The organism is Vreelandella gomseomensis, from assembly GCF_031451645.1.
GTDB lineage: Bacteria > Pseudomonadota > Gammaproteobacteria > Pseudomonadales > Halomonadaceae > Vreelandella > Vreelandella gomseomensis.
In genome coordinates this window covers 37,849-63,816 of record NZ_JARWAI010000011.1, presented here as the reverse complement: position 1 = coordinate 63,816, position 25,968 = coordinate 37,849, and the positions used below count along the sequence as shown (strand labels likewise).

The 25,968-nt window shown below is 61.9% G+C and carries 24 protein-coding genes; 6 read left to right on the top strand and 18 right to left on the bottom strand.

Features of this window, described 5'->3' with window-relative positions; genetic code table 11:
* Positions 1-19 precede the first annotated feature (19 nt).
* Positions 20-403 (top strand): DUF7079 family protein, encoded by a 384-nt coding sequence (locus tag QC815_RS14185; RefSeq protein ID WP_230446921.1) that lies wholly within the window; start codon positions 20-22, stop codon positions 401-403.
* A gap of 5 nt (positions 404-408) precedes the next feature.
* On the opposite strand, the gene QC815_RS14180 is transcribed toward QC815_RS14185, so the two are convergent.
* Together QC815_RS14180 and QC815_RS14175 are read right to left on the bottom strand one after the other, a co-directional pair.
* Entirely contained in the window at positions 409-894 is a 486-nt protein-coding gene (locus tag QC815_RS14180; protein WP_230446922.1) for a glutathione peroxidase, read from the bottom strand.
* Positions 895-988: 94 nt separating this feature from the next.
* The gene (locus QC815_RS14175) at positions 989-1,606 is read right to left on the bottom strand and encodes a LysE family translocator (RefSeq protein ID WP_230446923.1); all 618 of its coding nucleotides are present in this window, start codon (positions 1,604-1,606) and stop codon (positions 989-991) included.
* Between the two features lie 195 nt (positions 1,607-1,801).
* Here QC815_RS14175 and QC815_RS14170 point away from each other — a divergent pair, with 195 nt between their 5' ends.
* Entirely contained in the window at positions 1,802-2,533 is a 732-nt protein-coding gene (locus tag QC815_RS14170) for a YebC/PmpR family DNA-binding transcriptional regulator (RefSeq protein WP_230446924.1), read from the top strand.
* A gap of 9 nt (positions 2,534-2,542) precedes the next feature.
* Here the strand turns inward: QC815_RS14170 and QC815_RS14165 are convergent, their stop codons facing one another.
* The 7 genes from QC815_RS14165 to QC815_RS14135 all read right to left on the bottom strand — a co-directional run bounded on the left by QC815_RS14165 (position 2,543) and on the right by QC815_RS14135 (position 10,218).
* Positions 2,543-3,322, bottom strand: coding sequence for a DUF429 domain-containing protein (locus QC815_RS14165; protein WP_230446925.1), 780 nt, complete (start codon positions 3,320-3,322; stop codon positions 2,543-2,545).
* 88 nt (positions 3,323-3,410) lie between these two features.
* A complete protein-coding gene (locus QC815_RS14160; RefSeq protein ID WP_230446926.1) occupies positions 3,411-4,418 on the bottom strand; it encodes a zinc-dependent alcohol dehydrogenase family protein in 1,008 nt (335 codons plus the stop codon).
* Positions 4,419-4,448: 30 nt separating this feature from the next.
* Positions 4,449-6,338, bottom strand: a complete 1,890-nt coding sequence (locus QC815_RS14155; RefSeq protein ID WP_310540482.1) for an ABC transporter ATP-binding protein — start codon at positions 6,336-6,338, stop codon at positions 4,449-4,451.
* A gap of 56 nt (positions 6,339-6,394) precedes the next feature.
* Positions 6,395-7,273, bottom strand: a complete 879-nt coding sequence (locus QC815_RS14150) for a PA4780 family RIO1-like protein kinase (protein ID WP_310540480.1) — start codon at positions 7,271-7,273, stop codon at positions 6,395-6,397.
* 57 nt (positions 7,274-7,330) lie between these two features.
* The gene (dbpA, locus tag QC815_RS14145) at positions 7,331-8,728 is read right to left on the bottom strand and encodes an ATP-dependent RNA helicase DbpA (RefSeq protein WP_230446928.1); all 1,398 of its coding nucleotides are present in this window, start codon (positions 8,726-8,728) and stop codon (positions 7,331-7,333) included.
* A 93-nt stretch (positions 8,729-8,821) separates the two neighbouring features.
* Positions 8,822-9,289, bottom strand: coding sequence for a Cys-tRNA(Pro) deacylase (gene ybaK, locus QC815_RS14140; RefSeq protein WP_230446929.1), 468 nt, complete (start codon positions 9,287-9,289; stop codon positions 8,822-8,824).
* Between the two features lie 65 nt (positions 9,290-9,354).
* Positions 9,355-10,218 (bottom strand): cation diffusion facilitator family transporter, encoded by an 864-nt coding sequence (locus QC815_RS14135; RefSeq protein WP_230446930.1) that lies wholly within the window; start codon positions 10,216-10,218, stop codon positions 9,355-9,357.
* A 227-nt stretch (positions 10,219-10,445) separates the two neighbouring features.
* On the opposite strand from QC815_RS14135, the gene QC815_RS14130 reads away from it, so the two are divergent.
* Positions 10,446-11,855: a PhoH family protein gene (locus tag QC815_RS14130; protein ID WP_230446931.1), complete on the top strand. Its 1,410-nt coding sequence runs from the start codon at positions 10,446-10,448 to the stop codon at positions 11,853-11,855.
* A 74-nt stretch (positions 11,856-11,929) separates the two neighbouring features.
* Here the strand turns inward: QC815_RS14130 and QC815_RS14125 are convergent, their stop codons facing one another.
* The 5 genes from QC815_RS14125 to QC815_RS14105 all read right to left on the bottom strand — a co-directional run bounded on the left by QC815_RS14125 (position 11,930) and on the right by QC815_RS14105 (position 17,430).
* Positions 11,930-12,949 carry a YihY/virulence factor BrkB family protein gene (locus QC815_RS14125; RefSeq protein WP_310540475.1) on the bottom strand — a complete coding sequence of 340 codons (1,020 nt, stop codon included), beginning with the start codon at positions 12,947-12,949 and terminating at the stop codon, positions 11,930-11,932.
* A 46-nt stretch (positions 12,950-12,995) separates the two neighbouring features.
* Positions 12,996-13,664 (bottom strand): alpha/beta hydrolase, encoded by a 669-nt coding sequence (locus QC815_RS14120; protein WP_310540473.1) that lies wholly within the window; start codon positions 13,662-13,664, stop codon positions 12,996-12,998.
* 158 nt (positions 13,665-13,822) lie between these two features.
* Complete coding sequence (locus QC815_RS14115; RefSeq protein WP_230446934.1) at positions 13,823-14,026, bottom strand: cold-shock protein; 204 nt, start codon at positions 14,024-14,026, stop codon at positions 13,823-13,825.
* 191 nt (positions 14,027-14,217) lie between these two features.
* Positions 14,218-15,882, bottom strand: coding sequence for a GMC family oxidoreductase (locus tag QC815_RS14110; RefSeq protein ID WP_310540471.1), 1,665 nt, complete (start codon positions 15,880-15,882; stop codon positions 14,218-14,220).
* A gap of 27 nt (positions 15,883-15,909) precedes the next feature.
* Positions 15,910-17,430, bottom strand: coding sequence for a CoA-acylating methylmalonate-semialdehyde dehydrogenase (locus tag QC815_RS14105; protein WP_310540469.1), 1,521 nt, complete (start codon positions 17,428-17,430; stop codon positions 15,910-15,912).
* Positions 17,431-17,569: 139 nt separating this feature from the next.
* On the opposite strand from QC815_RS14105, the gene QC815_RS14100 reads away from it, so the two are divergent.
* From QC815_RS14100 to QC815_RS14090, 3 genes are all read left to right on the top strand, one after another.
* A complete protein-coding gene (locus QC815_RS14100) occupies positions 17,570-18,481 on the top strand; it encodes a LysR family transcriptional regulator (protein WP_310540467.1) in 912 nt (303 codons plus the stop codon).
* Between the two features lie 95 nt (positions 18,482-18,576).
* Positions 18,577-19,203, top strand: coding sequence for a peptide-methionine (S)-S-oxide reductase MsrA (gene msrA / locus QC815_RS14095; protein ID WP_310540465.1), 627 nt, complete (start codon positions 18,577-18,579; stop codon positions 19,201-19,203).
* A gap of 214 nt (positions 19,204-19,417) precedes the next feature.
* Positions 19,418-20,800 (top strand): NAD-dependent succinate-semialdehyde dehydrogenase, encoded by a 1,383-nt coding sequence (locus QC815_RS14090; RefSeq protein ID WP_310540463.1) that lies wholly within the window; start codon positions 19,418-19,420, stop codon positions 20,798-20,800.
* A gap of 88 nt (positions 20,801-20,888) precedes the next feature.
* Here the strand turns inward: QC815_RS14090 and QC815_RS14085 are convergent, their stop codons facing one another.
* From QC815_RS14085 to QC815_RS14070, 4 genes are all read right to left on the bottom strand, one after another.
* Positions 20,889-21,368 carry a phosphatidylglycerophosphatase A family protein gene (locus tag QC815_RS14085; RefSeq protein ID WP_310540461.1) on the bottom strand — a complete coding sequence of 160 codons (480 nt, stop codon included), beginning with the start codon at positions 21,366-21,368 and terminating at the stop codon, positions 20,889-20,891.
* Complete coding sequence (locus QC815_RS14080) at positions 21,368-22,093, bottom strand: tellurite resistance TerB family protein (RefSeq protein WP_310540460.1); 726 nt, start codon at positions 22,091-22,093, stop codon at positions 21,368-21,370. Before QC815_RS14080 ends, QC815_RS14085 begins: the two co-directional genes overlap by 1 nt.
* Positions 22,094-22,155: 62 nt before the next feature.
* The gene (locus tag QC815_RS14075; RefSeq protein ID WP_310540457.1) at positions 22,156-24,756 is read right to left on the bottom strand and encodes an SMC family ATPase; all 2,601 of its coding nucleotides are present in this window, start codon (positions 24,754-24,756) and stop codon (positions 22,156-22,158) included.
* Entirely contained in the window at positions 24,753-25,901 is a 1,149-nt protein-coding gene (locus QC815_RS14070; protein ID WP_310540598.1) for an exonuclease SbcCD subunit D, read from the bottom strand. Before QC815_RS14070 ends, QC815_RS14075 begins: the two co-directional genes overlap by 4 nt.
* Positions 25,902-25,968: the final 67 nt, after the last annotated feature.

Here is a 25,968-nt window from a genome sequence, read left to right as displayed (position 1 = left end):
CCGCCTGCGAGGCTTTATCATGAACGCACAGCAGCTAGTCGATGAACGCGGTGATTTATGGTTGGCGCTGGCCCCGCTGTGGCTGGATCGCGAACCCAGCGAGCGCGACTATGCCCAGATGGTAGAGGTGGTAGAACGTTATCAGATGTCGTTTAAGGAATTGGAGTGGATGTTCCGGCTGGAAATGGCCCCGGTCATGGCCCGCTATCAGCTATCGATTGCCAGCGAATGGCGGCAGTTCAACGACCGCAAACTGATGCAACAGCTCGTCGGTCACAATTTACGTTTAACGGGCTGGCGTCGCAAAAGCTGGGCGCTGTTTTCCGGGCTGACCACAATGATGGTGCGCCACCGCTGGAATGAGCTGATGAGCAGAGTGATGGTCGCCCGAGGCGAGACCTAAGAAACCTAAACCTCGTCCAGGGCGCGCTCCAGGCGCAGTCGGAGTTCACGGCCATGGTCGCGGGGGCCGAAGCGGGCAATCACCTTGCCGTCGCGGCCGACCAGAAACTTGGTGAAGTTCCACTTGATCATGCGGGTGCCCAGCAGGCCGGGCGCCTCACGCTTTAGCTGCACAAACAGTGGATGGGCCCTAGGGCCGTTGACGCAGACCTTTTCCATCAGCGGAAACGTCACCCCGAATTGCTGTTCACCAAAGGTACAAAACGCCTCGGCACTTTCCGGCGACTGCTTGCCAAACTGATCGCAGGGAAACCCCAGCACGGTAAATCCCCGGTCGCGGTAGCGCTGATAAAGCGCCTCCAGCTCCTTGAGCTGTGGCGTAAAGCCGCAGCGACTGGCGACATTGACCACCAGCAGCACCTGTCCCTGCAGCGCCCGCAGGTTGAACGGCTGCCCCGTATGGGTATAACAATCCTGATCGTAAAGTGTCATATCTCGCCTCCCCCCGGAACGCCTGACCTGACCATCGCTTACCATGCCATGTCTGCACCCTAGGCACCAGTTTACAACGCCTGGCAGGATCCCCCTAGCCCATCGGGCCCGCCACAACGCGCAGCGCCAGCGCCAGCAGCAAGACGCCGGTAATCCGATTGATCCAGTGGGCGCGCTGCTGAAGCCAGGGCAGCACCCGCGAATGGGACAGCGCAACGGCCACCAGCACGTACCATCCGCCGTCGATAACCATCGCCGTCACCACGATCAATACTTTGCCGAGCAGGCTCATGTCGGGTGTCACGAACTGGCTCAGCAGGGCAATGAAGAAAATGATCAGCTTAGGGTTGCCCAGCGCCACCAGCACACCTTCCTTGGCAGCGCGAGCGCTTGAAGTGACCACCCCCTGTTGCTGCATGGCCCCTGCGCCACCCGCGCGCAACGCCTGGATACCCAACCACCCCAGGTAGGCGGCCCCCGCCCAGGTAATCAGTTGAAAGAGCGCGGGGGACTTGGCGATCAATGCGCCCAACCCCAGCACGGTCAGCAGCGCATAGGCGCCCACCCCGCCGGCATGGCATAGCGCGGCCGTCATGCCGACCAGCCTTCCACCCCCCAGGGTATGGCGCAGCACCAGTGCCAGGCTCGGCCCTGGCGACATGGCCCCCATGGCGCATACCGCCGCCAACGATAACCATAGTGAGAATGGCATATAGGTCTCCTTGCTCGTTTATTATTCCTTTTGCCGCCGGCAGATAGCGACGCGCACAGTGTACCTCACGTCCATCGGGTCGACGCCTGCGCGTGCGCAAATAACGCTGTTAGCATGATACGCTGTTGGGTAAACTTTGGCCTTTTGATAATGCCTCTGACCTGCAGAGGTGATTGCTGATTACAGGACGTCAACATGGGTAGGGCTTTTCAGAACCGTAAAGAATCCATGGCCAAAACGGCCGATGCGAAGACAAAAGTCTACAGCAAGTACGGGCGCGAAATTTATGTCTGCGCCAAGGCGGGCGGCACCGATCCCCACAGCAACCTGACGCTGCGCGGCCTGATCGAGCGTGCCAAGAAAGACCAGGTCCCCTCGCACGTCATCGACAAGGCGCTGGATAAAGCCAGCGGCGCCGGCGGCGAAGATTTTTCCACTGCGCGCTACGAAGGCTTCGGCCCCGGCAACGCCATGGTGATCGTCGAGTGCTTGACCGACAATCCGAACCGCACCTTCGGCGACGTGCGCGGCTGCTTCACCAAGACGAAGAGCAAAATCGGCACCCCCGGCAGCGTCAGCCACATGTTCGATCACTGCGCGATCTTCGCCTTTGCCGGCAGCGACGAGGAAGCCGTTCTGGAAGCGCTGATGGAAGCGGACGTCGATGTCACCGACATCGAGCACGAAGACGGTCGCATCACCGTTTTTGCGCCGCACACCGACTACGCCAAGGCCAAGCAAGCACTGCTCGACACCTTTGGCGAGATCGACTTCGACGCCGACGAAATTCAGTTCCTGCCGCAGACCACCACCCCGCTGGAAGGCGACGACGTGGCGATGTTTGAAAAGCTGCTCGGCATGCTGAATGACCTGGACGACGTGCAAAACGTCTACCACAGCGCTGAGCTGCCCGCCGAGAGCGAGTAACTCCTCGCGTCAAACGGGCGGCGTCAGGCTGTCTACGGGGACAAAAATCCAGCCTTCCTCCGCCGGCATGGAGTCCGGCGGCCAGGCAACACTCTGCGCGGCATGACGCAGGCTCCAGGCCAGCAGCGCACACAGCCAGGCATCCTGGATATCCTGCTGTTTCGGGGTTGGCTGGTGCAGCATGGTTTCAAGCGTTGCGGGCATGTTGACGCGTTGGCGCAGGGCCGCAAACGCCGGGGAGCGTTTGGCAGGCGACGGGTAGCCTTCCACCACGGTCAGGGTCCGGTCGTCGCTTAGCCACTGGCCGCACGCGGCAATATGCGGGGCAAAGCGCGCCAGCAGGTGCATGCCTTTGGTGGCCTGGCTGCCGATCATATCCTTGATCGGCGAAAGTGGCGTGATCCCCCGCTGAAACAGCCAGCGCTCCGTCTCTCGATAAAGATAGGGATTTTCCTGGGAGCGGCCGAGCGCACTCACCGCGTCACCCCGTGCCAGCGCCAGTAGCGCGCGTGGCAACGCCAGCGGCGTATCGATGGCCATCACCACATGTTCGGCGCCCTGCGCCTGATGCCGACAAAGGCCGAGCAGGCGGTCGATCAGGTCGCGGCTGTCTCTCGCCTCATTGAGCGTCGTGCGCAGATTCCCCCGCCACGGTGTCCCAACCAGATTCAGCGCGTCATCCAGCACCACCAGCGCATCGCGGCTGGCGGGGTTGGCGTCGCAGTTCCAGCCACCTACGTCCCAGCCCACGTAATACACCGGTTGAGAACTCCCCGTTGGAAGCGGCACGGCCTGCTCCTGATGCTAATAAAAGAGCGGCCATTCTATGCGATATGGCCGCTCCTGTTCACTCAAATGCGTTTAAACGACGGCGTCGTTAGAACGTCAGGCAGATCTTGCCAAAGTGCTTACCGGCTTCCTGATGGCGGAAGGCGTCGGCGATCTCGGTCAGCGCAAACTCACGGTCGATCACCGGCCGCATGCCGTTGGCCTCGATGGCGCGGGTCATCTCGATCTGGTCGCGACGGCTGCCCACGATCAGCCCTTTCAGGGTGGCCTGTTTGGCCATCAGCTTGGCGGTGGGAATCTCGCCTTCGCGGCCGGTCAATATGCCAATCAGCGCGATGTGGCCACCAATCTTGACCGCGTCAATCGACTGCGGCAGCGTGCCTGAGCCACCGACTTCCACCACATGATCCACGCCCTCGCCTTCGGTCAGCGCCTTGACGGCCTTGCCCCACTCGGGCGTTTCCTTGTAGTTGATGGTGTGCTCGGCGCCGAGCTCACGCAGGCGCGCGAGCTTCTCGTCGGACGACGACGTGGCGATCACTCGCGCGCCCATCATTTTGGCAAACTGCAGCGCAAAAATGGACACGCCGCCGGTGCCCAGCACCAGCACGGTATCGCCGGCTTTCAGGCCACCGTCAACGACAAGCGCACGCCAGGCGGTCAGCCCGGCGGTGGTCAGCGTGGCCGACTCGGCGTGGCTGTAGCCTGCCGGCTGGTAGGTAAACGACGTGGCTGGCGCAATCACCTGCTCCCGCGCATAGCCATCGATGCCATCGCCGGGGGTCGTGCGGAAATCACCGACCCGCGCGGGGCCTTCCAGCCAGCCGGGGAAGAACGTCGACACGACCGGATCGCCAACGGCGAATTCCGTCACGCCCTCGCCCACGGCATCGACAACGCCTGCGCCGTCCGACATGGGAATCCGGCCATCGTCGGTAGGGATCATCCCCGCCACGACGGCATAGTCATGAAAATTCAGCGAGCTGGCGTGCAAGCGCACACGAATTTCGCCGGCCCCCGGCTCGCCGGGTGCGGCTTGATCGACCACGGTCAGTTTATCGAGACCGCCGGGTGCTGTCAGTTGAATCGCCTGCATGAAAACCTCTCGGTTGGAATGACTGGTACATTAATCGTTGGGGCGACCGGCACCAACATCAAGGCCAATGAATCCACCCGACTGGCGACGCCACAGACGCGCGTAAATACCGTCGCGGGCCAAAAGCTCGGCATGGGTTCCGCTTTCCACCATACGCCCCTCATCCACCACGATCAGCCGGTCGAGCATGGCAATGGTCGACAGCCGGTGGGCAATGGCAATCACGGTCTTGCCCTCCATCAGCGTATCGAGCTGTTCCTGAATAGCCGCTTCCACTTCGGAGTCCAGTGCGGAGGTGGCTTCGTCCAGCACCAGAATCGGCGCGTTCTTGAGCAGCACGCGGGCGATGGCAATGCGCTGACGCTGGCCCCCGGAAAGCTTCACGCCACGCTCGCCGACGTGCGCATCCAGGCCGCGCCGCCCCTTGGGGTCGACCAGATCGTTGATGAACGTATCGGCGTGGGCGCGGCACACCGCCTCCCAGACATCGTCATCGTTGGCATGCGGGCTGCCGTAGCGGATGTTGTCGCGCAGCGAGCGGTGCAGCAACGAAGTGTCCTGGGTCACCATGCCAATCTGATGACGTAGGGAGGTCTGGGTGACCTCGGCGATGTTCTGCTCGTCGATCAGAATCCGGCCGCCCTGCAGGTCGTAAAAGCGCAGCAGCAGATTGGCGAGGGTCGACTTGCCCGCCCCGGAGCGGCCAATCAGGCCGATTTTCTCACCCGGCGCGATGTTCAAGCTCAAGCCATCGAACACGGTCTTGTTCTCGCCCTTGGCCTGGGCATAGCCAAAGCGCAACCCTTCAAAGGCAATTGCCCCATGGGGCACGCGCAACGCCTTGGCATTGTGCGCATCGCGCACCGTCGGTTCCTGGGCAATGGTATTCATGCCGTCCTGCACCGTACCGATGTTTTCAAATAGGCCGGCGACTTCCCATAAAATCCAGTCCGACATGAAACGAATCCGCATGACCAGCGCGATGGCAATGGCAAGCACACCCAATGAGATCGCGTCCAGGTACCAGGCACTGATCGCCATCCCAGCTGTGCCCACCAGCAGTGCCGTATTCAGCAGTGTCAGGCACACGCTCATGATGGTGACAAGGCGCATTTGACGGTGCACGGTGCCCATGAAACCTTCCATGGCGTCCTTGGCGTAGCCCTGCTCGCGCAGGGTATCGGCAAACAGCTTGATGGTCTGGATGTTGCTGTAGCTGTCCACTACCCGGCCGGTCATCTGCGCCCGGGCATCCGCCTGGGCCATGGAGACATCGCGCAGGCGTGGCACGAAAAAGCGCATGATCGCCAGATAGCCCACAAGCCAGATCCCCAGAGGCAGCAGCAGCCAGGGGTCGGCACGGCCCAGTAAAATCGCCGCACCGGTGAAGTACACAATGGCATAGACCAGCAGGTCCATTACCTTGGTGACGGTTTCGCGAATCGCCAGCGCCGTCTGCATGACTTTCTGCGACACCCGCCCGGCAAACTCGTCCTGATAAAACGCCAGGCTCTGGCTGAGCATATGACGGTGCGACAACCAACGACCAATCATCGGGTAGTTGCCGAAGATGCTCTGGTGGGTCACCAGCGACTGCAGCAGTACCAGCAGGGGCAGGCCAATCAGCACCATCACCCCCACCCCGGCCAGCCAAGGGCCGTTTTCGGCCCAGAAATTCGCCCGCTCGACGTTGCCCAGCCAGTCCACCAGCTCGCCCATATAGCTGAAAAACACCACCTCGGCGGCGGACACCAGGCCAGTAAACAACGACATCAGCAGCAACAGCGGCCACACCGGGCGGGAAAAGTGCCAGATAAACGGCGCCAGGCCCTTTGGCGGGGTGGCCACCTCGCCTTCGGGGTAGGGATTTACTCGGGTTTCAAAGTAACGAAACAGCGGCGTGAGCAGTCGCGAAAGCATGTAGGTCCTTACGTTACTTGTGAGCCGAGGATGGCGGGTGGCGCGGGCGTCGAACGTCAGTAGGGCTGGGGCGGCTCCGGGTAGTCCTCATCGTCATCGCGCATCCGCGCCTGTCGCTCGGCTTCTTCCTCTTTGGCGTCGTCGATCACTTCCATGAGTTCACCGACGTCGGCAATGTGATTATCGAAATCGAAGTGGCCGGTCAGTTGGCTATCCGGATGCAGCTCGCCGGATTCGTACAGCGCCCACATTTCCTTGCCGTAATGGGTGGTCAACAGCTCAGGGGCAAAGCGCCCGAAATAGTCGCGCATATTGTCCACATCGCGGTAAAGCATGGCCGCGGCGCTGTTGTTGCCGGCGGCGTCCACCGCCTGGGGCAGGTCGATGATCACCGGGCCTTCGGCATCCACCAGTACGTTGAATTCCGACAGGTCGCCGTGAATCAGGCCAGCACACAGCATGCGAATCACATCTTGGATGACCTTGGCGTGATAGCGCAGCGCCTGCTCATGGGTCAAGGTGACGTCACCCAGACGCGGCGCCACCACGCCCTCGGCGTCGGTTATCATTTCCATCAGCAGCACGCCGTCTACAAAGCCGTAAGGCTTGGGTACGCGCACATCGGCGGCCGCCAACCGATAGAGGGCATCTACTTCGGCGGTGAGCCAGGCCTGCTCCTGCTCTTTTTGCCCGTAACGGGTTTTCTTGGCCATCGCCCTGGCGCGGCGGCTGTTGCGCTCTTTGCGCCCTTCCTGATACTGCACCGCCTGCTTGAAGCTGCGCTGCTTGGCTTCCTTGAACACCTTGGCACAGCGTTCTTCGTCACCGCAGCGCACCACATAGACCTGCGCTTCCTTGCCGCTCATCAACTGCATCATGACTTCATCGATCATGCCGTCATCGACCAGGGGCTGTAATCGTTTAGGGATTTTCATGGGTCGCTGCGTTGGCTCCTCTTGTTACGAAAGCGTTACGAACGCTCAGCTATGCGCTCAATGGCGAATGCGACGAACGCGGAAGGCTCGCCCTTTTAATTTATCCCGCTCAAGCTTGGCCTGCGCCTGCTGAACCACCTCGCGGGCGACCGCCACATAGGCGCTGCGTGCCTGCACGCTGATTTTACCCACCTGATGCCCCTGGATTCCGCCTTCGCTGGTCAGGGCGCCGAGAATGTCACCCGGGCGCAGCTTGTCTTTCTTGCCGCCTGCCAGCTGAAGCGTCGCCATCGGCGGCTGGAACGGCGTGTTACTGCTGACCTTGGGCAACGGCTCGGTGGCCAGGCTTTCGCCCAGCACGTCGGCCAGCCGTTCGAGACGATAGGCCTCCTTAGGGGTTACCAGGGTGCAGGCAATGCCGCTCGCCCCGGCGCGCCCCGTGCGGCCTACACGGTGGACGTGAACGTCGAGTTCCCGGGCGATCTGGTAGTTGAAGACGGCGTCCAGCTGGGCAATGTCCAGCCCGCGAGCCGCCACATCGGTGGCGACCAGAATCGAGGCGCTCTGGTTGGCAAACAGCACCAGCAGACGGTCACGATCTTTCTGCTCCAGACCACCGTGGAGCGCTACGGCGCTGAAGCCAGCGTCTACCAGCCGATCCGCCACCGCCTGGGTTTCCCGCTTGGTGTTGCAAAACACCACGCTGGTGGTGGGCTGATTGACCAGCAGCAGCTGCTTGAGTGCGTCAAAACGGGCCTCCTCGTTGGCCACGCTGTAAAAATGCTGCTCGATGGTGCTGGCGTCGTGCATCTCGGCGACCTTGACCGTCACCGGATCGTGCATGACGCCACGCGTCATCGCCGCCAGGTCGCCGGACGTCTGCTCCTCGGGGAACGTCGCGCTGAACAGCAGCGTCTGGCGATCCGCCGGGGTGTAGGCAATGATCGCGTCAATCGAGTCCTGAAAGCCCATGTCCAGCATGCGATCCGCTTCATCCAGCACCAGCGCCGTCAGCGACCCTAGCGTCAGGGAGCCTTTGCGCAGGTGCTCTTCGATGCGCCCCGGCGTGCCCACCACGATGTGTGCACCGTGTTCCAGGGAGGACAGCTGCGGCCCCAGCGGCGCCCCACCGCAGAGCGTGAGGATTTTCACGTTGGGCATGGCGCGGGCCAGGCGGCGTAGTTCCTCGGCCACCTGATCAGCAAGCTCCCGGGTGGGGCAAAGCACCAGGCCCTGCACCGCGAAGGCCTCAACGCGCAGGCCGGCCAGCAATGCCAGACCAAAGGCCGCAGTTTTACCCGAGCCGGTCTTGGCCTGGGCCATTACGTCGCGGCCGGCCAGCATCGGCGGCAGGCTTTGCGCCTGAACCGGCGTCATCTGGTGATAACCGAGAGAGTCGAGATTGCTGGCGAGTGCGCTAGGCAGCGCCAGGGATGCAAAAGAAGTGTCTGACACAGAAATTTCCTGAAGGGGCGAAAATGCCCTGCAAAGCATGAGCGGCCTGAATGCCTCGCACCATACCAGAAAGTGCCTCGCCCCGCGCTGTTGTCATGCGGCGATAGGCGCCAGCTGCGCCTGGCTGAGCGCCATCAGGTCGTTTGGCGCCAGCTCGATTTCAAGGCCGCGACGACCCGCGCTGACATACAGCGTAGCAAAGCGCTCGGCGGAGGCATCAAGAAAGCTGGCCAGGCGCTTTTTTTGGCCCAGCGGGCTGACGCCGCCCAGCACATAGCCGGTCGCACGTTCGACCTCCGCGGGGGCGGCCATGGTCGCCTTCTTGGCCCCTGCCGCCTTCGCGATCTGCTTCAAGCCCAGCTGTTTATCCACCGGCACCATGCCCACCGCCAGCTGTTTGCCGTCGAGCTTCACTACCAGGGTTTTAAACACCTGGGCGGGTGGAACGCCTAGCTTCTCCGCCGCTTCAAGGCCGAAGGACTCGGCGGCGGCATCGTGTGCATAGTCGTGAACGTGAAAGGCAATGCCCGCGTGTTTTGCGCTGTTAATCGCCGGTGTCATGGATCCGTCTCTGTGTTGGTGGGCGCGTCACGTCCTCGAAACGCTTGGCCCCGTCATGTGAATGATCAGGTGGCCAGGGTGATGCTGGTCACCGGTCGCAGGTTGCGCGCTTTGCAGTGCTGCTCGACGCTTTCGACAATTCCTTCGGCATTATCAATCTGGCGCTTGTCGACCTGGATGTCCACCACCAGGAAGCTGCCCACCTGTGCCAGGCGCACGTCGTCATCGGCGATATCGAAATCGGCCACTTCCTTGACCACATCCTGGCGGACGCTGCCTACCGGCTCGCCAAACATCAGCTCGCGCAGGGCCCCGCGCACCATGCGGATCGGCATGGGCAGGAAGTAACCGGCAATCATCAGCACCATCACCGGGTCGGCAAACCGCGCATAACCCGCCCATGGGGTCAGCGTCAGTCCCCAGGTCAAGGCGAACCCGAGCATGACCGCGGCGCTTAACCCGGTATCCATCTGCCACTGGCGCAGTTCGGCGGTGAGCAGCGAGGAATCGGCGATGCGCGCATAGCGCTTGAGCCACCACCAGGTCAGCAAACAGCCGCTGACATTGACGGCCCCGAAGATCAGCGCCAGGTCGAGGGTCACGACCTGCCCTCCGTGCACCAGGCTCCACAGTGCCGACACCAGCGAAAACAGACACACCAGCGCAATCACTACGCCTTTGAGCAGTACCGCCAGCGGCTCTACCGTCAGCCGCCCAAAGGGATAGTGATCGTCAGCCGGTTTGCGCGCCTGCTTGAGCGCCAACAGCGAAAGCGAGGCCAGCACCAGGCTGAGCAGCGAATAGCCGCTATCGAACAAAATGGTGATCGATCCGCTCGCTAGGCCAAGCACCAGCCCGGCCAGGGCAAACAGGCCGGCCGATAGCGCCGATAGGCGTAGCGCGCGGCGCTCAGCGATAAAGGGGGTCACGGGGGCTCCGTTTAGTTCGTGGGGAGGGCCCATGATAACCGACGGCGCTGGCGCAGCGTTGAAATAGTTTTAGTGGCAAAAACCGCCAACGCCTTCCAAGCTATTAAAAAGCGCTAAATAAGGAGGTACCAGGACACGCCATCTCAACGACACAGGCAAGTGTCATTAGGGCGTAAGACGCACCTGCCAGTGTCGATGTTGCCGTCAACCACGGAGTGAATGCCACGATGGTACGACTCGATAAGAAAGCAGCCAGGCTTTACGTGCTGGACACCAATGTCCTGATTCATGACCCCGCCGCGCTCTACCACTTTGACGAGCACGATGTCGTTATCCCCATGACCGTACTGGAGGAGCTGGACAAGCACAAAAACGGTATTCGCGAAATCGCCCGCACGGCCCGCCAGATCAGCCGTACCCTCTCGGATTTAACCAGCCAGGTCACCTTCGACGAAATTCAGCAAGGCATTCCCATTCCCCGCATTACCGGCGAGTCCGGTCGCCTCCATTTTCTCTGCTACAACGATCTGCAGTCCTTCAGCTCGCTGGACGACAGCCCGGACAATCGCATTCTGGCGGAAACCTGCCGGCTGCGCGATGAACGCCCCGATGCCTCGGTCATTCTGATCACCAAGGACATCAATCTGCGGGTAAAGGCCGCGGCCTTGAAAGTCCCCGTCGAGGATTACCTGAACGACCGCGCCTTCGACGACAGCGACGCGATGATCGAAGGCGCCCAGGTATACACCTCTGCTGGCCCGCACGGCGCCTCGCTTTGGGAAGCGCTTAACGTGGACGTGACCGTCGAACGCATCGACCATCACACCTTCTACCAACTAAGTGGCGACATGCCGCGCCACTGGCACGTCGGCATGCTGGTGTCGGATAGCGAAAACGGCGCCGAGTTCGAGGCGATCATCCGTGAGCTTTCACCCTCGTCGGCGCGCCTCCAACTGCTGACCAACTACCGCCATCACGCCGGTGTATGGGGCGTTCACGCCCACGACAGTCGGCAAAACTTCACCCTTAACCTGCTGATGGATCCAGAGATCGACCTGGTCACCATCGCGGGCAACGCAGGCACCGGCAAAACCTACATGACGCTGGCCGCCGCTTTCCAGCAGACCCTGGATCAAAAGCAGTTCGAACGCATTGTGTTTACCCGCGCGCCGATTCCCATGGGCGAGGATATCGGCTTTCTACCCGGCACCGAGGAGGAGAAAATGTCGCCGTGGATGGGGGCTTTCCACGACAACATGGATAACCTGCTGCGCAATGAAGAAGGCGAGTCCACCTGGGATAACGGCGCCACACGGCAGCTGATTGGTTCACGTGTGCAGATCCGTGCACCGAGCTTCATGCGCGGGCGCACCCTCAACGACACCTTCCTGATCATTGACGAGGCGCAGAACTTTACGCCCAAACAGCTGAAATCCCTGGTCACCCGGGCCGGGCGCAATACCAAGATCGTCTGCCTGGGCAACGTCGGACAGATCGACACGCCTTACCTGACCGCCAATACCTGCGGCATGGCCGCCGTGGTAGAGCGATTCCGCGACTGGCCACATGCCGGGCATATCACGCTGAAAAGCGTCGAGCGTTCACGCCTGGCCCTGGCCGCCGAAGAACTGCTTTAAACCTATCTTTGCATCAGGCCCGTGCCTTCCGCCATCGGCGGGGGGCATCTACCACGATACTGCAACCGGCTCGTTCAGCGCGTCTGGTCGCCGCGATGGGTACCATCTAAAGGAGGCGTCAGGGTGTCTTCATCGCCTTTCCAGGGATGCTCGCTTCCCAGGGTGTCGGCGGCGTAGGCATTGCGGGAGCCCTGGGGGCGCGCCTGGCCGATGGTCGTGTCCTGGCGGGTCTGGCGCTCGAGTTCGCAGTTGATCTCGGCGCCCAGCAACACTACAAAGGCCGAGAGCAGAAACCACAGCATCAAGACCACTACCGCCCCGAGGGAGCCGTAAAGTTCGCTGAAGTTGGCAAAGTAGCGCACATAAAGCGACAGGCCGGCCGACCCCAGCAACCATAGCAGCGTGGCCACCAGGGTGCCGACGCTCAACCACTCCCACCTGGCCGAGCGGCGGTAAGGCGCAAAGCGGTAGAGTAGCGCAATGACCGCACTCATCATGACCAGCAGCGCCGGCCAGCGCATGAAATCGATGACGCGATCGAACGGCGACGCCACCGCCAGGGCATCGACAAGCATCGGCACCAGCGCAATGAAGCCAAGCGTCAGCAGCGTCATGCCGATCAGCCCGAACGTCATGGCGGTCACCAGCAGCCCTAGGCACCAGACGCTGCGCTGCTCCCTCTCACCGTAGACGACGTTGAGCCCGACAATCAGCCCGCTGACGCCTTTCGAGGCAATGAACATGGCGATCAGCAGGCCCACCAGCGCCGCCATTTCATTACTCGAATCAATGCCGTCCACCACGTCCTGAGCCTGCTCGTCGATGAGTTTGGCGGCGTCGGGGGGCATCAAGCGAATCAGGTTATAGAGCTGCTGGCTGGCCTCGCTAGGATCGAAAAACAGCCCCCAGATCGAAATGACGGCGGCAATGGTCGGAAACAGCGCCAGCAATGCATAAAAGGCAACGCCCGCCGCCAGCAGCATGATGCGGTCGCGCCGTGCCGAGCGCATGACCCGCCAGACAATATCGTGCCATCCCGCCCTGGGGATTTCGTTGGGCAGCTCGGCTTGGCGGCCACGCGAAGATCGAAACATGCCGACTCCTGAAAACGCCTTAGCAACGCGGATACGACGGCTGTCGTCAGGCACTCAGCCGCTGCAGCAGCCAGCGGCCGATATCACTTACCTGCTGCGGGCAAAGCGAATGGGCCATGGGGTACTGGCGATAGTTGACCGCATAGCCCAGGCTCGACAAGCGGTCTGCTCCGCTTTTGCCCAGACTTTCCGGCACGATGGGATCAAAGCTGCCGTGCTGGACCTCGATCGGGATCTGCTTGTTCGCCTCGGCCAGTGAAATGCTGTCAACGGTGGCAAAATAGCTCGACATGGCCAGCAGCCCGCCCAGCGGCTGCGGGAAAGAAAGCGCTGCGTGATAGGCCACGGCGCCGCCCTGGGAAAACCCGGCCACAATGATCCGCTGACTGTCGATGCCCTGGTCAATCTGCTCCTGGATGAGCCCCTGCACGCGCTCGGCGGATACTTTCAGTTGATTTTCGTCCACGCGGCGGCCGAGATCCATGGCCAGAATATCGTACCACGCCGGCATGACCATGCCGCCGTTGATGGTGACCGGCAGTCGCGGTGCATGGGGCATGATAAAGCGCACGTTTGCGCTGCCAGGCAAGCCTAACGCCGGCACCAGCGGCTCGAAGTCGTGTCCGTCGGCACCCAGGCCGTGCAGTATGAATACGCACGCATCGGCGGGCTTGCCGCTTTTCGGTTCGATGATGAGTTCGCCAGGCGCTGTCATGATCATCCATTCCTTACTTGAAAACGTCACCCTAGCGCAAAGCAACGGCCGGGGCGAGTCATGTGGCTATTTTTCATACGCATACAAAAAACCCCGCATGGGCGGGGTTTTTTAGCTCATCAGCGCTAACCGCTGATGGCAGACATCAAGACGCTAGCTTATAGCGCTTTGATGTTGGAAGCCTGAAGGCCTTTTTTACCCTGAGTGACGTCGAAGGAAACCTTCTGGCCGTCTTGCAGGGTTTTGAAGCCGTCAGCTTGAATTTCGGAGAAGTGCGCGAACAGGTCGTCGCCATTGTCGTCCGGAGAAATGAAGCCGAAGCCTTTAGTGTCGTTAAACCACTTAACAGTACCAGTTGCCATGATCGAAATCCTCGATTAAGCGTATTTAGAGCCGGGTAATACCCGAGTTGCAGTGGGTAGAACAAGAAACTTTCACCAGACTCAACGCTTGCGGCGCTTCGATACTGCTGACTACGTTCGACTTGCTAACCTACTGCCGAGAAGAATGCGCCTTGTTTCAGCACACGTCAACACTGTGACGTAAAAAAATGTCAGTACGATGACCGTGCCGATAATATCCATCCGGCCGCCTTTTCGGCGATCATCAGCGTCGGCGAATTGGTGTTGCCGCTGGTGATCGTCGGCATCACGCTGGCATCCGCCACGCGCAGGCCACTGACGCCGCGAACGCGCAGTTGGCTGTCGACCACGGCCATCGGGTCGTCTTTCCGCCCCATGCGCGCGGTGCCCACCGGATGAAAAATGGTCGTGCCGATATCCCCGGCCAGACGCGCCAGCTCATCGTCGCTCTGGTATTCGAGGCCGGGCTTCACTTCTTCGGGCTGGTACTTGGCAAAGGCGGGCTGCTCAGCAATTTTTCGCGTGACCCGCAAGGAATCAGCCGCCACCTGGCGATCCTCCGGCGTACTCAGGTAATTCGGCGCTATCGCCGGTGCCTGGCGCGGGTCGCGGCTTTTAATCCTGACCGTCCCGCGGCTGCTGGGATTCAGGTTGCACACGCTCGCCGTAATCGCGGCGTACGGGTGCAGCGGCTGGCCAAAAGCCTCCAGGCTTAACGGCTGAACGTGGTACTGGATATTGGCGTCGTCATACTCCTCGGAGCTGCGGGTAAATATGCACAGCTGCGACGGCGCCATGCTCATGGGGCCAGTACGTTTAAGGGCATATTCCAGGCCAATTTTGGCCTTGCCTACCAGTGAATTGGCTATCGTGTTGAGCGTCTTACCCCCCTGAACCTTATACACCGAGCGAATTTGCAGATGATCCTGAAGGTTTTCGCCCACGCCGGGCAAGGCGCTCACTGCCTCGATATCGTGCTCGGCCAGCAGGTCAGCCGGACCAATGCCGGAAAGCTGCAACAACTGAGGCGAACCAATCGACCCGGCAGACAGGATGACTTCCCGGTTGGCGCCCACACGCAGCGTTTCACCGTTGCGCACCACCTCGGCACCCACACAGCGGGGTGTTGTGCCATCCTTAGCAAATAGGAGTTGGTTGACATGGGTTGAGTGCCAGATGGTCAGGTTATGACGCTGTCGCACCGGCTTCAAAAACGCTTTTGATGTATTCCAACGCCAACCGGCGCGCTGATTGACCTCAAAGTAGTCCACCCCTTCGTTGTCGCCGCGATTGAAGTCGCGTGTTCGGGGAATACCTGACTGTGCCGCTGCTTCAGCAAAATCATCCAGCACTTGCCAGCTTAGCCGCTGCTTTTCCACCCGCCATTCACCGCCGTGGCCATGGAAGTCGCGGTGCTCGGGGTCAGCATCGCCGCCTTCATCCAGGCGATGATGGTGTTCGTGCTTGATAAAATCAGGCAGGCAGTTTTCCCAGCGCCAGGTATCGTCGCCGGTCACCTCGGCCCAATGGTTATAATCCCGCGCCTGGCCTCGGATATACAGCATGCCGTTGATGCTCGAACAGCCGCCCAGGGTCTTGCCCCGCGGGTAAATTAACGAGCGACCGTTGAGCCCTTTATCCGGCTCGGTGCGGAACATCCAGTCAGTGCGCGGGTTATTGATGCAGTAAAGGTAACCCACCGGAATATGAATCCAGTGATAGTTATCGCGCCCGCCCGCCTCGATCAGTAGCACCCGATGATCGGGGTTGGCGCTCAATCGATTGGCCAGCAGGCACCCGGCGGTACCTGCCCCCACGACAATGAAGTCAAAGGTGTTGTTTGTTGTATCGGTCATGAGCTGGCTCCCGCAACGCGTCGGCGTTTACTTGGCGGTGGGCATGACGAAATCAGCCCCACCATCGATCGAGTCGGACCAGCGCTGCATGATCGACTTCTGCTTGGTATAGAAGCGCACGCCTTCTTCGCCGTAAGCATGGGTATCGCCAAACAGCGATCGCTTCCAGCCACCGAAACCGTGCCATGCCATGGGCACCGGGATGGGCACGTTGATACCCACCATGCCCACCTGAATGCGACGACCAAACTCCCGTGCCACGCTGCCGCTTTCAGTGAAACAGCTGACGCCGTTGCCAAACTCATGGTCGTTGATCAATTGAATCGCCGTGGCCGCATCGGGCACCCGCACGCAGACCAGCACCGGGCCGAAAATTTCTTCTTTGTAGATCGTCATGTCCGGGGTGACATGGTCAAACAGCGTGCCACCCATCCAAAAACCGTCTGCGCAGCCGTCGCCGGTCTGGGAAGCGTCAAACTCACGCCCGTCGACAAGCAGCTCGGCCCCCTCTGCCACGCCCTTGTCGATGTAACCGGTAATGCGCTGGTGCGCTTCCCGCGTCACGATCGGGCCCATTTCGGCGTCCAACTGCATGCCATCTTTGACCTTGAGCGATTTGGCGCGCTCCGTAAGCGCAGGGACGACCTTGTCGGCGACGTCGCCGACCAGCACCGCCACGCTGATCGCCATGCAGCGCTCCCCCGCCGAGCCATAGGCGGCGCCGACCAGAGCATCAACGGCCTTATCCAGATGTGCATCGGGCATCACCACCATATGGTTTTTCGCCCCGCCGAGCGCCTGAACACGCTTACCGTGGCGGGCACCGCGCTCGTAAATCAGGTTGGCGATGGGCGTGGAGCCGACAAACGACAGTGCCTTGACGTCAGGGTGATCCAGCAGTAGTTCGACCGCTTCCTTGCCGCCCTGCACCACGTTGAACACACCATCGGGCAAACCGGCCTGCTTGAGCAGATCGGCAATCATCAATGAGGCGCTGGGGTCCAGCGGGCTCGGCTTGAGGATAAACGTATTACCCGTCGCAATGGCCACAGGAAACATCCACATGGGCACCATGACGGGGAAGTTGAACGGCGTAATCCCCGCCACTACACCTAGCGGCTGGCGCACCGTCCAGTTATCAATCCCGGTGCTGACCTGTTCGGTGTAGTCGCCCTTCATCAGTTGGGGGATACCGCAGGCAAATTCGACGATGTCGATACCCCGCGCCACTTCCCCCTGGGCATCGGTAAACACCTTGCCGTGCTCCTTGGTAATCGCCTCGGCAACGGCATCCTTGTTGGCATTGAGCAGCTCGAGGAACTTGAACATCACCCGTGCCCGACGAATCGGCGGCGTGTCGGCCCAGGCAGGAAACGCGGCCTTGGCCGCCTCCACCGCCGTGTTGACCTCCCGCTCCCCGGCCAATGAGACGCGCCCTGTCGCCTGCCCCGTGGCCGGGTTGAACACATCCTGGGCAGCGCCGGCCCCTTCGCTGGTCCGGCCGTTAATGAAGTGATGGATGGGGGTCGTCGTTGTTGGGGTGGTCATGGAGGCAACCTTTATAAGTGTCATGAGGGTCAAGGGATCGATAAGACCACATTACCGGGCTTTGCAGGGCAATCAATTGAGTAATTCTTAACCGCGATATAAGCTTTCCTGATATCACTTACCTTAAAGGGAGCCGCCCATGCAGGAATACGCCACGCTACGCGCGTTCGTGGCCGTTGCCCGAACGGGTAGCGTCTCGCGCGGCGCCGAGCAACTGCACCTCACCCAGCCTGCCGTTAGCCTAAAGTTGAAGCAGCTACAGGCCAGCCTGGGGCTGGTTCTGTTCAACCGACGTCCCCAGGGCCTGAGCCTGACGGCCGATGGGCTCGCCCTGCTGCCCGCCGCCGAGAAAGCCCTGGCCAGCGCCAGCGTCTTTGACCAGACCGCCAGTGCGCTGCACAGCACGCTGCGCGGCAAGCTGACCATCGGCACCATCGTCGACCCTGAATTTATTCGCCTCGGGGCGTTTTTGAGCCGCCTGATGTTGCGGGCGCCCCAACTGGAAACCGAACTACACCACGGCATGAGCGGACGTGTGCAGGCGCGCATCGAACAAGGCGAGCTGGACGTTGGTTTTTACCTGGCGCCACCCGGGGAAGGCACCGGCCACCCGGCGCTTGCCTGGCGGGAGCTCACCCAGTTTGACTACCATGTGATTGCCCCCGCCGGCTGGGAGGCGCGGCTGACGGACACGCGTTGGGCGTCGCTGGCCCGCCTGCCGTGGATCGTCACCCCGCCCGACTCGGTGCATCACCGCTTGCTGCAACGTCGCTTTGCCGCCAGCCAGGTGACGCCCAACCGCGTCGCCCAGGTCGATCAGGAGGCCTGCATGCTCGATCTGGTGCGCGCCGGCGTCGGGCTGAGCCTGGCGCGGGACGCCCTGGCCATGGCCGAACGCCAGGAGAGCGGCCTGGCGGTGGCGGATCAGGTGCGCCTGCCCTGTTCGCTGGGCCTTATCTGGCGACATGATCGTGCCACCGAGCCCCCCATCGCCGCCGCGCTAAAAACCCTGGACGACGTATGGCCCCCACGCCATGGCCAGGTTCAATGAGGAGATAGCGATCAACTGTAAGGAAAGTGAACTACCCGACGACTTAACAACTCAGAATTGGCAACGATATGGTTCACCTCCCGGGAGTCGACCCCATGATGCAACATCTATCACTTCGCCCCCTTGCTCTGGGGATCGCTACAGCCGCCCTTGGCATCACCAGCACGTCGCTGCAGGCCGAAACACCCGCGGAAGCGGTATTTGCTGGCGGCTGCTTCTGGTGCATGGAGCCCCCTTACGACCGCCAGCCCGGCGTGACGGCGACCATCTCCGGCTATACCGGTGGCGAGCTGGAAAACCCCACCTACGACGATGTCAGCAGCGGCGACACCGACCATATAGAAGTGGTCAAGGTCGAATACGACGCGGACCAGATCAGCTACGAGCAGCTGCTCGAGATTTACTGGCGCAATATCGACCCGTTCGCGGTCGGCCGGCAGTTCTGTGACCAGGGCGACCAGTACCGCTCGGCGATTTTTTATCAGAATGACGAGCAGCGCGAGCTCGCCGAAGCCTCCAAAGCCGAGATGGAAGACCGCTTCGACGAAGAAATTGCCACCGACATCTTGCCCGCCGATACCTTTTGGAAGGCCGAGGAGTACCATCAGGACTACTACGACAAGAACCCCGTGCGCTACAAGTTCTACCGCTTCAGCTGCGGCCGTGACGATCGCCTGGAAGAAGTCTGGGGCGACGAAGCCGGTGGGCCGACGTTCGACTAATCGAGTCTTTATGGCCCTATAGGGTTTGCCTATTAGGCAGCGGCGACGGTTTTCTACTATAGTGCCTCCAGTACGAGTAGACCGGTCGTCTAGCTTGATGATAGATTTGGACGCCTCGCGCCGACTTCTGCATTGATTCAGACAATACTTGCTTGATTGGACGCGGTTTTAAAAAGTATTGATTCAACGCGTTGATCTAAAGATAGGAGATCTTATGAGCAACAGCATCACCACGGTAAACCCCACCACCGGCGAAACGCTCGAAACCTATGCGCTAATGAATGAAAGCCAGGCGATTCAGGTGGTTGAGGCCAGTCACCAGGCATTTCTCGATTGGCGTCTCAAGTCTCTCGACCACCGTGCCAAGGTGGTCAAAGCCATCGGCGAGGCGCTCAAGGCGCACAAGGAAGAACTTGCCGACTTCATGGTCAAGGAAATGGGCAAGCTGCCCTCGCAGGCCTATCAGGAAGTCGACCTGTGTGTAGGCATCTGCGATTACACCGCCGCGCGCGGCCCGGAATCGCTGGCCGATGAGACACGTAACCCGAGCAACGGTGAACGCGGCATCGTGACCTATTCGCCGATGGGCGTCATCTACGGCATTCAGCCGTGGAACTTCCCCGCTTATCAGGTCGTGCGCTATTCGATCGCCAACATCATGGCGGGCAATGCCGTGCTGCTGAAGCATGCCGAATGCGTTACCGGTAGCGGCCTGCTGCTCGAGAAAATCTACCGCGAGGCGGGCCTGCCGGAAAACGTTTTCCGTACGCTGGTGATTTCCCACGACGTCTCCGATCAGGTCATCGCCCATAAGGCGGTGCGCGGCGTCACGCTCACCGGCAGCGACGGCGCGGGCCGCAAGGTCGCCGCCAAGGCCGCCGAGCACCTGAAAAAGACCGTGCTCGAGCTGGGCTCCAACGACGCCTATCTGGTACTCGACGACGCCGACCTGGACGTCGCCGTGGACACCTGCGTGATGGGTCGTGTCTACAACACCGGGCAAACCTGCGTGGCCGCCAAACGCTTTGTGGTGACCGAGGCCAACTACGAGGCCTTCAAGGAGCGTTTCGTCGAGCGGATGAACGCCCTGCAGGTGGGCGACCCCACGCAAGACGGCACCGATGTCGGCCCCATGGCGCGCGTCGATTTACGCGACGACCTCCATGAGCAGGTGGAAGAAAGCGTACGCCAGGGCGCGACGATTCTATGCGGCGGCCAGAAGCCCGACGGCCAAGGCGCCTTCTATCCGGTCACCGTGCTGGATAACGTCACCCCCGGCCAGCCCGCCTACGATGACGAGCTGTTTGGCCCGGTGGCGGCCTTGATTCGCGCCAAGGATGACGACGATGCCATGCGCATTGCCAATGACAGCCGTTATGGCCTCGGCGGTGGGATCATTTCCAAGGATGTGAAGCGTGCCACCGAGCTTGCCAGCCAGTACTTCGATACCGGCATGGTGTTCATCAACGGCTTTGGCGTGGCCACGCCGGAAATGCCATTTGGCGGCGTGAAAGACTCCGGTTACGGCCGAGAGCATGGCGGCTTCGGTATGCACGAATTCGTCAACGTCAAGTCGGTCATTGTCGTCAAGGAGTAAGCTCCGAGCACGACGCGCTAGCCGATACGAAAACGCCGCAGGCTTCTGGCCTGCGGCGTTTTTACGCGTGCTTAAAAGGTGATGGGCGTCAAACGCTGCGTCGCTGGGTGCGCCGCCAGACAAACAGGCCACCGGCGATAATCCCCCAGGTCACCAGCGCGGCGATCACATCGTCTATCACGATGCCAACGCCGCCGCTGACATATTCCGCCAGATGAATCGGTGGTGGCTTGAGTCCATCGAAGAAGCGATAGACCACAAATGCCAGCGCCATGACCAGCGGTTGGCGCGCGGCGCCAAGGCCGATGACCGCCAGCGGAAATGCCACGTATTCATCGGCGACAATACTGCCATGATCCAGCCCGGCGTAATGCCAGGCGGCGACGTGACAAACCGGCACCGCCGCTACCAACAATACGCCGACCACCGCCGCTTGCCGGCTCGTTGGCCTGCCCAGCAACCACCAAGCCAGTGGTATACCCAGCAGTGAACCAAAGGTACCCGGCGCTACCGGCGCCAGTCCCAGCCCGAAGCCGGTGGCCACCCAGAAATTGATCGTCTCCAGCATTAAACCGCCTGCTGCGCCTGGCGCTCGAGCTCGGCGGTCATTTCCTTGGACAGATCAAGGGCGCTTGCCAACTGATCGAGCCAGGCGCGCTCCATGGGGTTTTGTTCGTCGGTCACGGCAACGCTGATCAGGTACATTTCCCGCGCCGCCTGGGGTGAATCCGCTTCACTGGCTAGTGCCTGGGCGTCCAGTGGTGCCTTTAGCTGCCGCTCGACCCAGTTATGCATGTCCTGATCAGCGCCCAGTTCGTCAATCTGCTCGGTGATCAGCGCCTGTTCCTGCTCATCAATGTGGCCATCGGCCCGGGCGGCCATGATCATCGCTTGCAGCAACTCCAGGCTGCGGCGCTCCTGATACTCGCCGTCCAGCACGTCGACGCGTTCGCCTTCGGCGCTTGCCTGGGACTCGCCGGACGCGTTCTTACTGGCTTGAGAGCTCTGCCAGGCCTTCCAGGCGAGCACGCCCACCCCGGCAATGGCGCCATACTTGAGCGCTTTACCGCCCAGCTTGCGACCGCGCTTGGAACCCACCAGCATGCCCATGGCACCGCCACCCAGCAGGCTTTTCATGTCCACCCCGCCGGAACCGCCGCCCTTGGCGCCCTGGCTACCGCCACCGAACTGCTTGGAGAGGCCGTCGAGCATGCCTTTGACATCGACACCGCTGCCTTTTTGGCTGCCTCCTGACTGCTGCATGAGCTGCTGGAGAATCTTGCTTGCATTCATGGTTCCACTCCTTTGAGTTAAACATCTGACCACGGTGATTGAACGGATAGTACCGCGCTAGGCTAGGGCGTGCCCTGGAGCGCGATGGTGCTCCCCTGGCGGCTGGCCAGCACGTCTATACGGACTGGCATCTGCTCCTTGAGTTCGCTGACGTGGGAAATAATCCCGATCATCCGCCCGCCCATCTGCAGTTCGCTGAGCATGGCAATCGCCTGTTCCAGCGCATCCTGATCCAGGCTGCCGAAGCCTTCGTCGATAAACAGCGTATCAAGCTGGATGCCGCCGGCGTAGGCCTGAACCACGTCGGAAAGCCCCAGCGCCAGCGACAGCGCGGCCATGAAGGATTCGCCGCCGGACAGCGTTGCCACCGGGCGGTTCCTGCCGGTGTAGGTGTCGGCGACATCCAGTTCCAGCCCCGAAGCTTTATTGCCTTTGGAAGGATCCTCGCGCCGCACCAGCTGATAGCGCCCGCGGCTCATGCGCACCAGCCGTTCGGAGGCCTGGATCAGCACGTCGTCCAGCAGCACGCCGAGCACGAAACGCTGCAGGCTGATGCGATGCCCGGTACGCCCATTGGCCACCTCGCTGAGCGTTCCCCACACGCGATACTGCGCCTCCAGGTCGGCTTGAGCGGCCTGGGCGGCGTCGAGTTTCTTGCGTGTGGCATCCAGTTGGGCAACCCGCGTCGCCAGCTGCTGATAGGTCTGCTGGTGGGCCTGCTCCTGGCGCTTGGCGTCGGCGACGTGCTCAGCCAGGGCGGGCAGGTCCGGCGGCGTTTGCCCTTCAAGACGGGCCTGGTTGGCCTCCAGCTGCCCCTCAAGCTTGGCCTGCTCACGCTGAAAGTCCGTCACCGTGTCTTGCAGTTGCTTGTGTTCGGCTTCGCTAAGCCGGGCCTGGTTAAAGGCAGCTTCATCGTCAAAGGCGCTATCGGCCAGCGCTTGCTGCCAGGCTTGCCGGGCCTCGTCGAGCGCGCTTTCGGCGCGGACTTCGCGCTGGCTGACATCCGCAAGCGTGGTCTCGGCGCGGGCCAGCGCGGTTTGCGCTTGCTGCGCCGTTTGCTGGGCGAGTTGCCAGGCGCTGTCGGCCGCCTGGATAGCGGCGCTGAGCTTGGCCTGATCGGCCTCCAGCACCTCAAGGGAGGCGTGTTCGCCAAGCGCCTCGCGCAACCGCTGGCAGTGGGCGTCCTTGTCGGCCAGCTGCTGGGCGAGCCGGGCATGGTGCTGCTCGGCCTTGATCAGCGTCTGGCGAGCCTGCTCGAACGCCGCGCGCGCTTTTTTCACATCGGCTTGGGTCACCGGTGTCTGTTCAGCGACGGCGGGTGCCGGATGCTCGCGGCTACCGCATACCGGGCACGGTGCATCGGCTTCCAGCCGCTGGGCGAGCAGCGCAGCCTGGCCCTGGTGCCAGCGCATTTCCTGCTCGGTGGCATGCTGCTCGGCGGCCTCGGTGACCGGCCGCTGGCGGCCGATCTCGGCGCTGGCCTCCGCCACCTGGTCGGCGAGCCGGTGGCGCTGGGCGTCGAGCGCGGCCAACTCCTGGCACTGCTTGACGGCCTGCTGCAGCTGGAACGCCTGCTCGCGCCAGGCGGGCAGCTGTTCGGCATCGGGCCTGGCCGCCTCGAGGGCACGCTGCGCATCGGCCTGCGCCGCTTGCCGCTCGGCCATGGCCTGCTTGGCCTGGGCGCGCTCGTCGCGGGTCGCCCGGGCCGTGTTAAGCGCCGCCTGCAACTGCTGATACGTCGGCGCCAGCGCCTGGGTTTGCCCGTGGGCGGCCAGCCGTTTTTGCGCCGCCTGTATCTCGTCCTTGCGGTCGAGCAGCGCTTGTTTGGCGGCGTTGAGCGTGGCCTGCTGATCGAACGCCGCCTGAAGCGTCTGGCCCTGACGCTCGGCCTGCTCAGCGGCCTCGCGGCGTGCCTTGGCGTCCAGAAACGTCTGCTCGGCGGCCTGGCACTGGGGCGCCAGGGTGCGGCGTTCGTCTTCCAGGGCGGCGTCGCTGTCCACGTCACTGGCCTGCAGGATGCCCTTCACACGCTGGCGATGGTCGTTCACCTCGCGTTCGATCTGATTGGCCTGGGTGCGCAGGCGCTCTTCAATGCGCTGGAAAATCTGGGTTTGGAACAGCTGGGAAAAGATTTTTTCACGATCTTTGGACTCAGCCAGCAGTAGCTCGCGGAATTTACCCTGGGGCAACACCATGACTTGCCGGAACTGGCTGGCGTCGAGGCCTATCAGGCCCTGAACCTGGGTCGTGGCATCGCTGACGCTTTTGGCCACCAGGCATTCGCCCTGCTCGCCGTCGGCGGTGAGCCGCCAAAGCTGCGCCTCGGCATTTTGGGTGGTGGTGCCTTCGCCGCGCGCCTTGGGGCGCACCTGCTGGGGAACCCGACGCACCCGGAAGGCCGCACCGCGCAGGCGGAAGTCCAGCGTCACCTCGGTGAGCCGCGTTGCCGCCGCCTGATCGCAGCGCATCTGGCTGGCATCGCGCTCATTGCCGGTGGTCTGGCCATAAAGGGCAAAGCACAGCGCGTCAAGAATCGAGCTTTTACCCGCCCCGGTGGGGCCGTTGATCAGGAACAGTGGGCTTTGGCCGAGCGCCGCGAAATCAACGGTTTCGCGCCCGGCAAAGGGGCCAAAAGCCTGCATGGACAAACATAGCGGCGTCATTGTCCGGCCTCCTGGTCGCGGCCAAGCTCGCCTATCAGTTCGCTGATCGCTTGGGCCTGTTCGTCGCTCATGGGCTCGCCGCTGGTCTGGGTAAAGAAGTCGCTGAACATATCCAGCGCGCTGAACTTAAGCCGCTCGCGGTCAAGCGTCTGTTGGCCACGCCCTTCCAGCATGCCGGGCTTTTCCAGATGGAGTACGTTGGGGTAGACCTCGCGCAGCTTGCCCATGGGGTCAAGGATGGCGTGGCGGTCGGTCAAGCGCACCAGCAGGTAGTCGTCGGCGTCGGCATCCGTTCGCCCCTGGTCGATCAGCGCGTCCAGCTCGCCCTCCAGCACGCGCACGTCGCGGCGGGGGGCCAGCGGAAGGTGTTCAATCCCGGTGACGCCGCTGGCGTCGATATCCACCAGGGTAACCCCTTTGCGCTGCCGGGCTTCGGAAAAGCTGTACTTGAGTAGCGAACCGCTATAGCGGATATGCTCGCCGCCTCTATACTGCGGGCCGTGCAAATGCCCCAGCGCCACGTAGTCGAAGGCCTGCATGGGCTCCCAGGCCACGCTTTCGGCGCCGCCCAGCGTCAGCGGCCGCTCGGAATCCGAGGCGCTGCCACCATCCACAAAGCAGTGGCTCATCAGCACCGTGGGGCGAGCGGAGTGGCGCCGGGCGTTGATCCGCTCGACCAGGTAACGGTGGGCGCCGTCGAAATCGCGCACGTCCACCGATAGCTGGCTGCGTACGTACTCCGGATCGGCGTAGGGGATGCCGAAGACATCCACCTCCACGCCGTTGGCGGACAGCGTCACCGGCTGGTCGCAGTCGCGCAAATCCGACAGGATATGCAGCCCGGCCTGGCGCAAATGGCGCGCGCCAAAGCCTAGCCGCTGGGCGCTGTCATGGTTGCCGGAAATCATCACCACCGGCAGGTTGCGTTCGCTGCACAGCGCCGTCAGTACGTCATCCAGCAGTGCCACTGCTGAAGCAGGGGGCACCGAGCGGTCGTAGATATCCCCGGCGATCAACACCGCATCGACGGCCTCCCGGTCGATGATATCGACCAGTTGATCGAGTACGTAACGCTGGTCATCCAGCAACGACAGGTTATGAAACAGTCGCCCCAGGTGCCAGTCAGCAGTATGTAGTAGGCGCATGGCAAACTCAGCAGAAAAACCTAGGGGCATCATACCAACCTCACTACCGAAACGCCCCGCTCGAAGC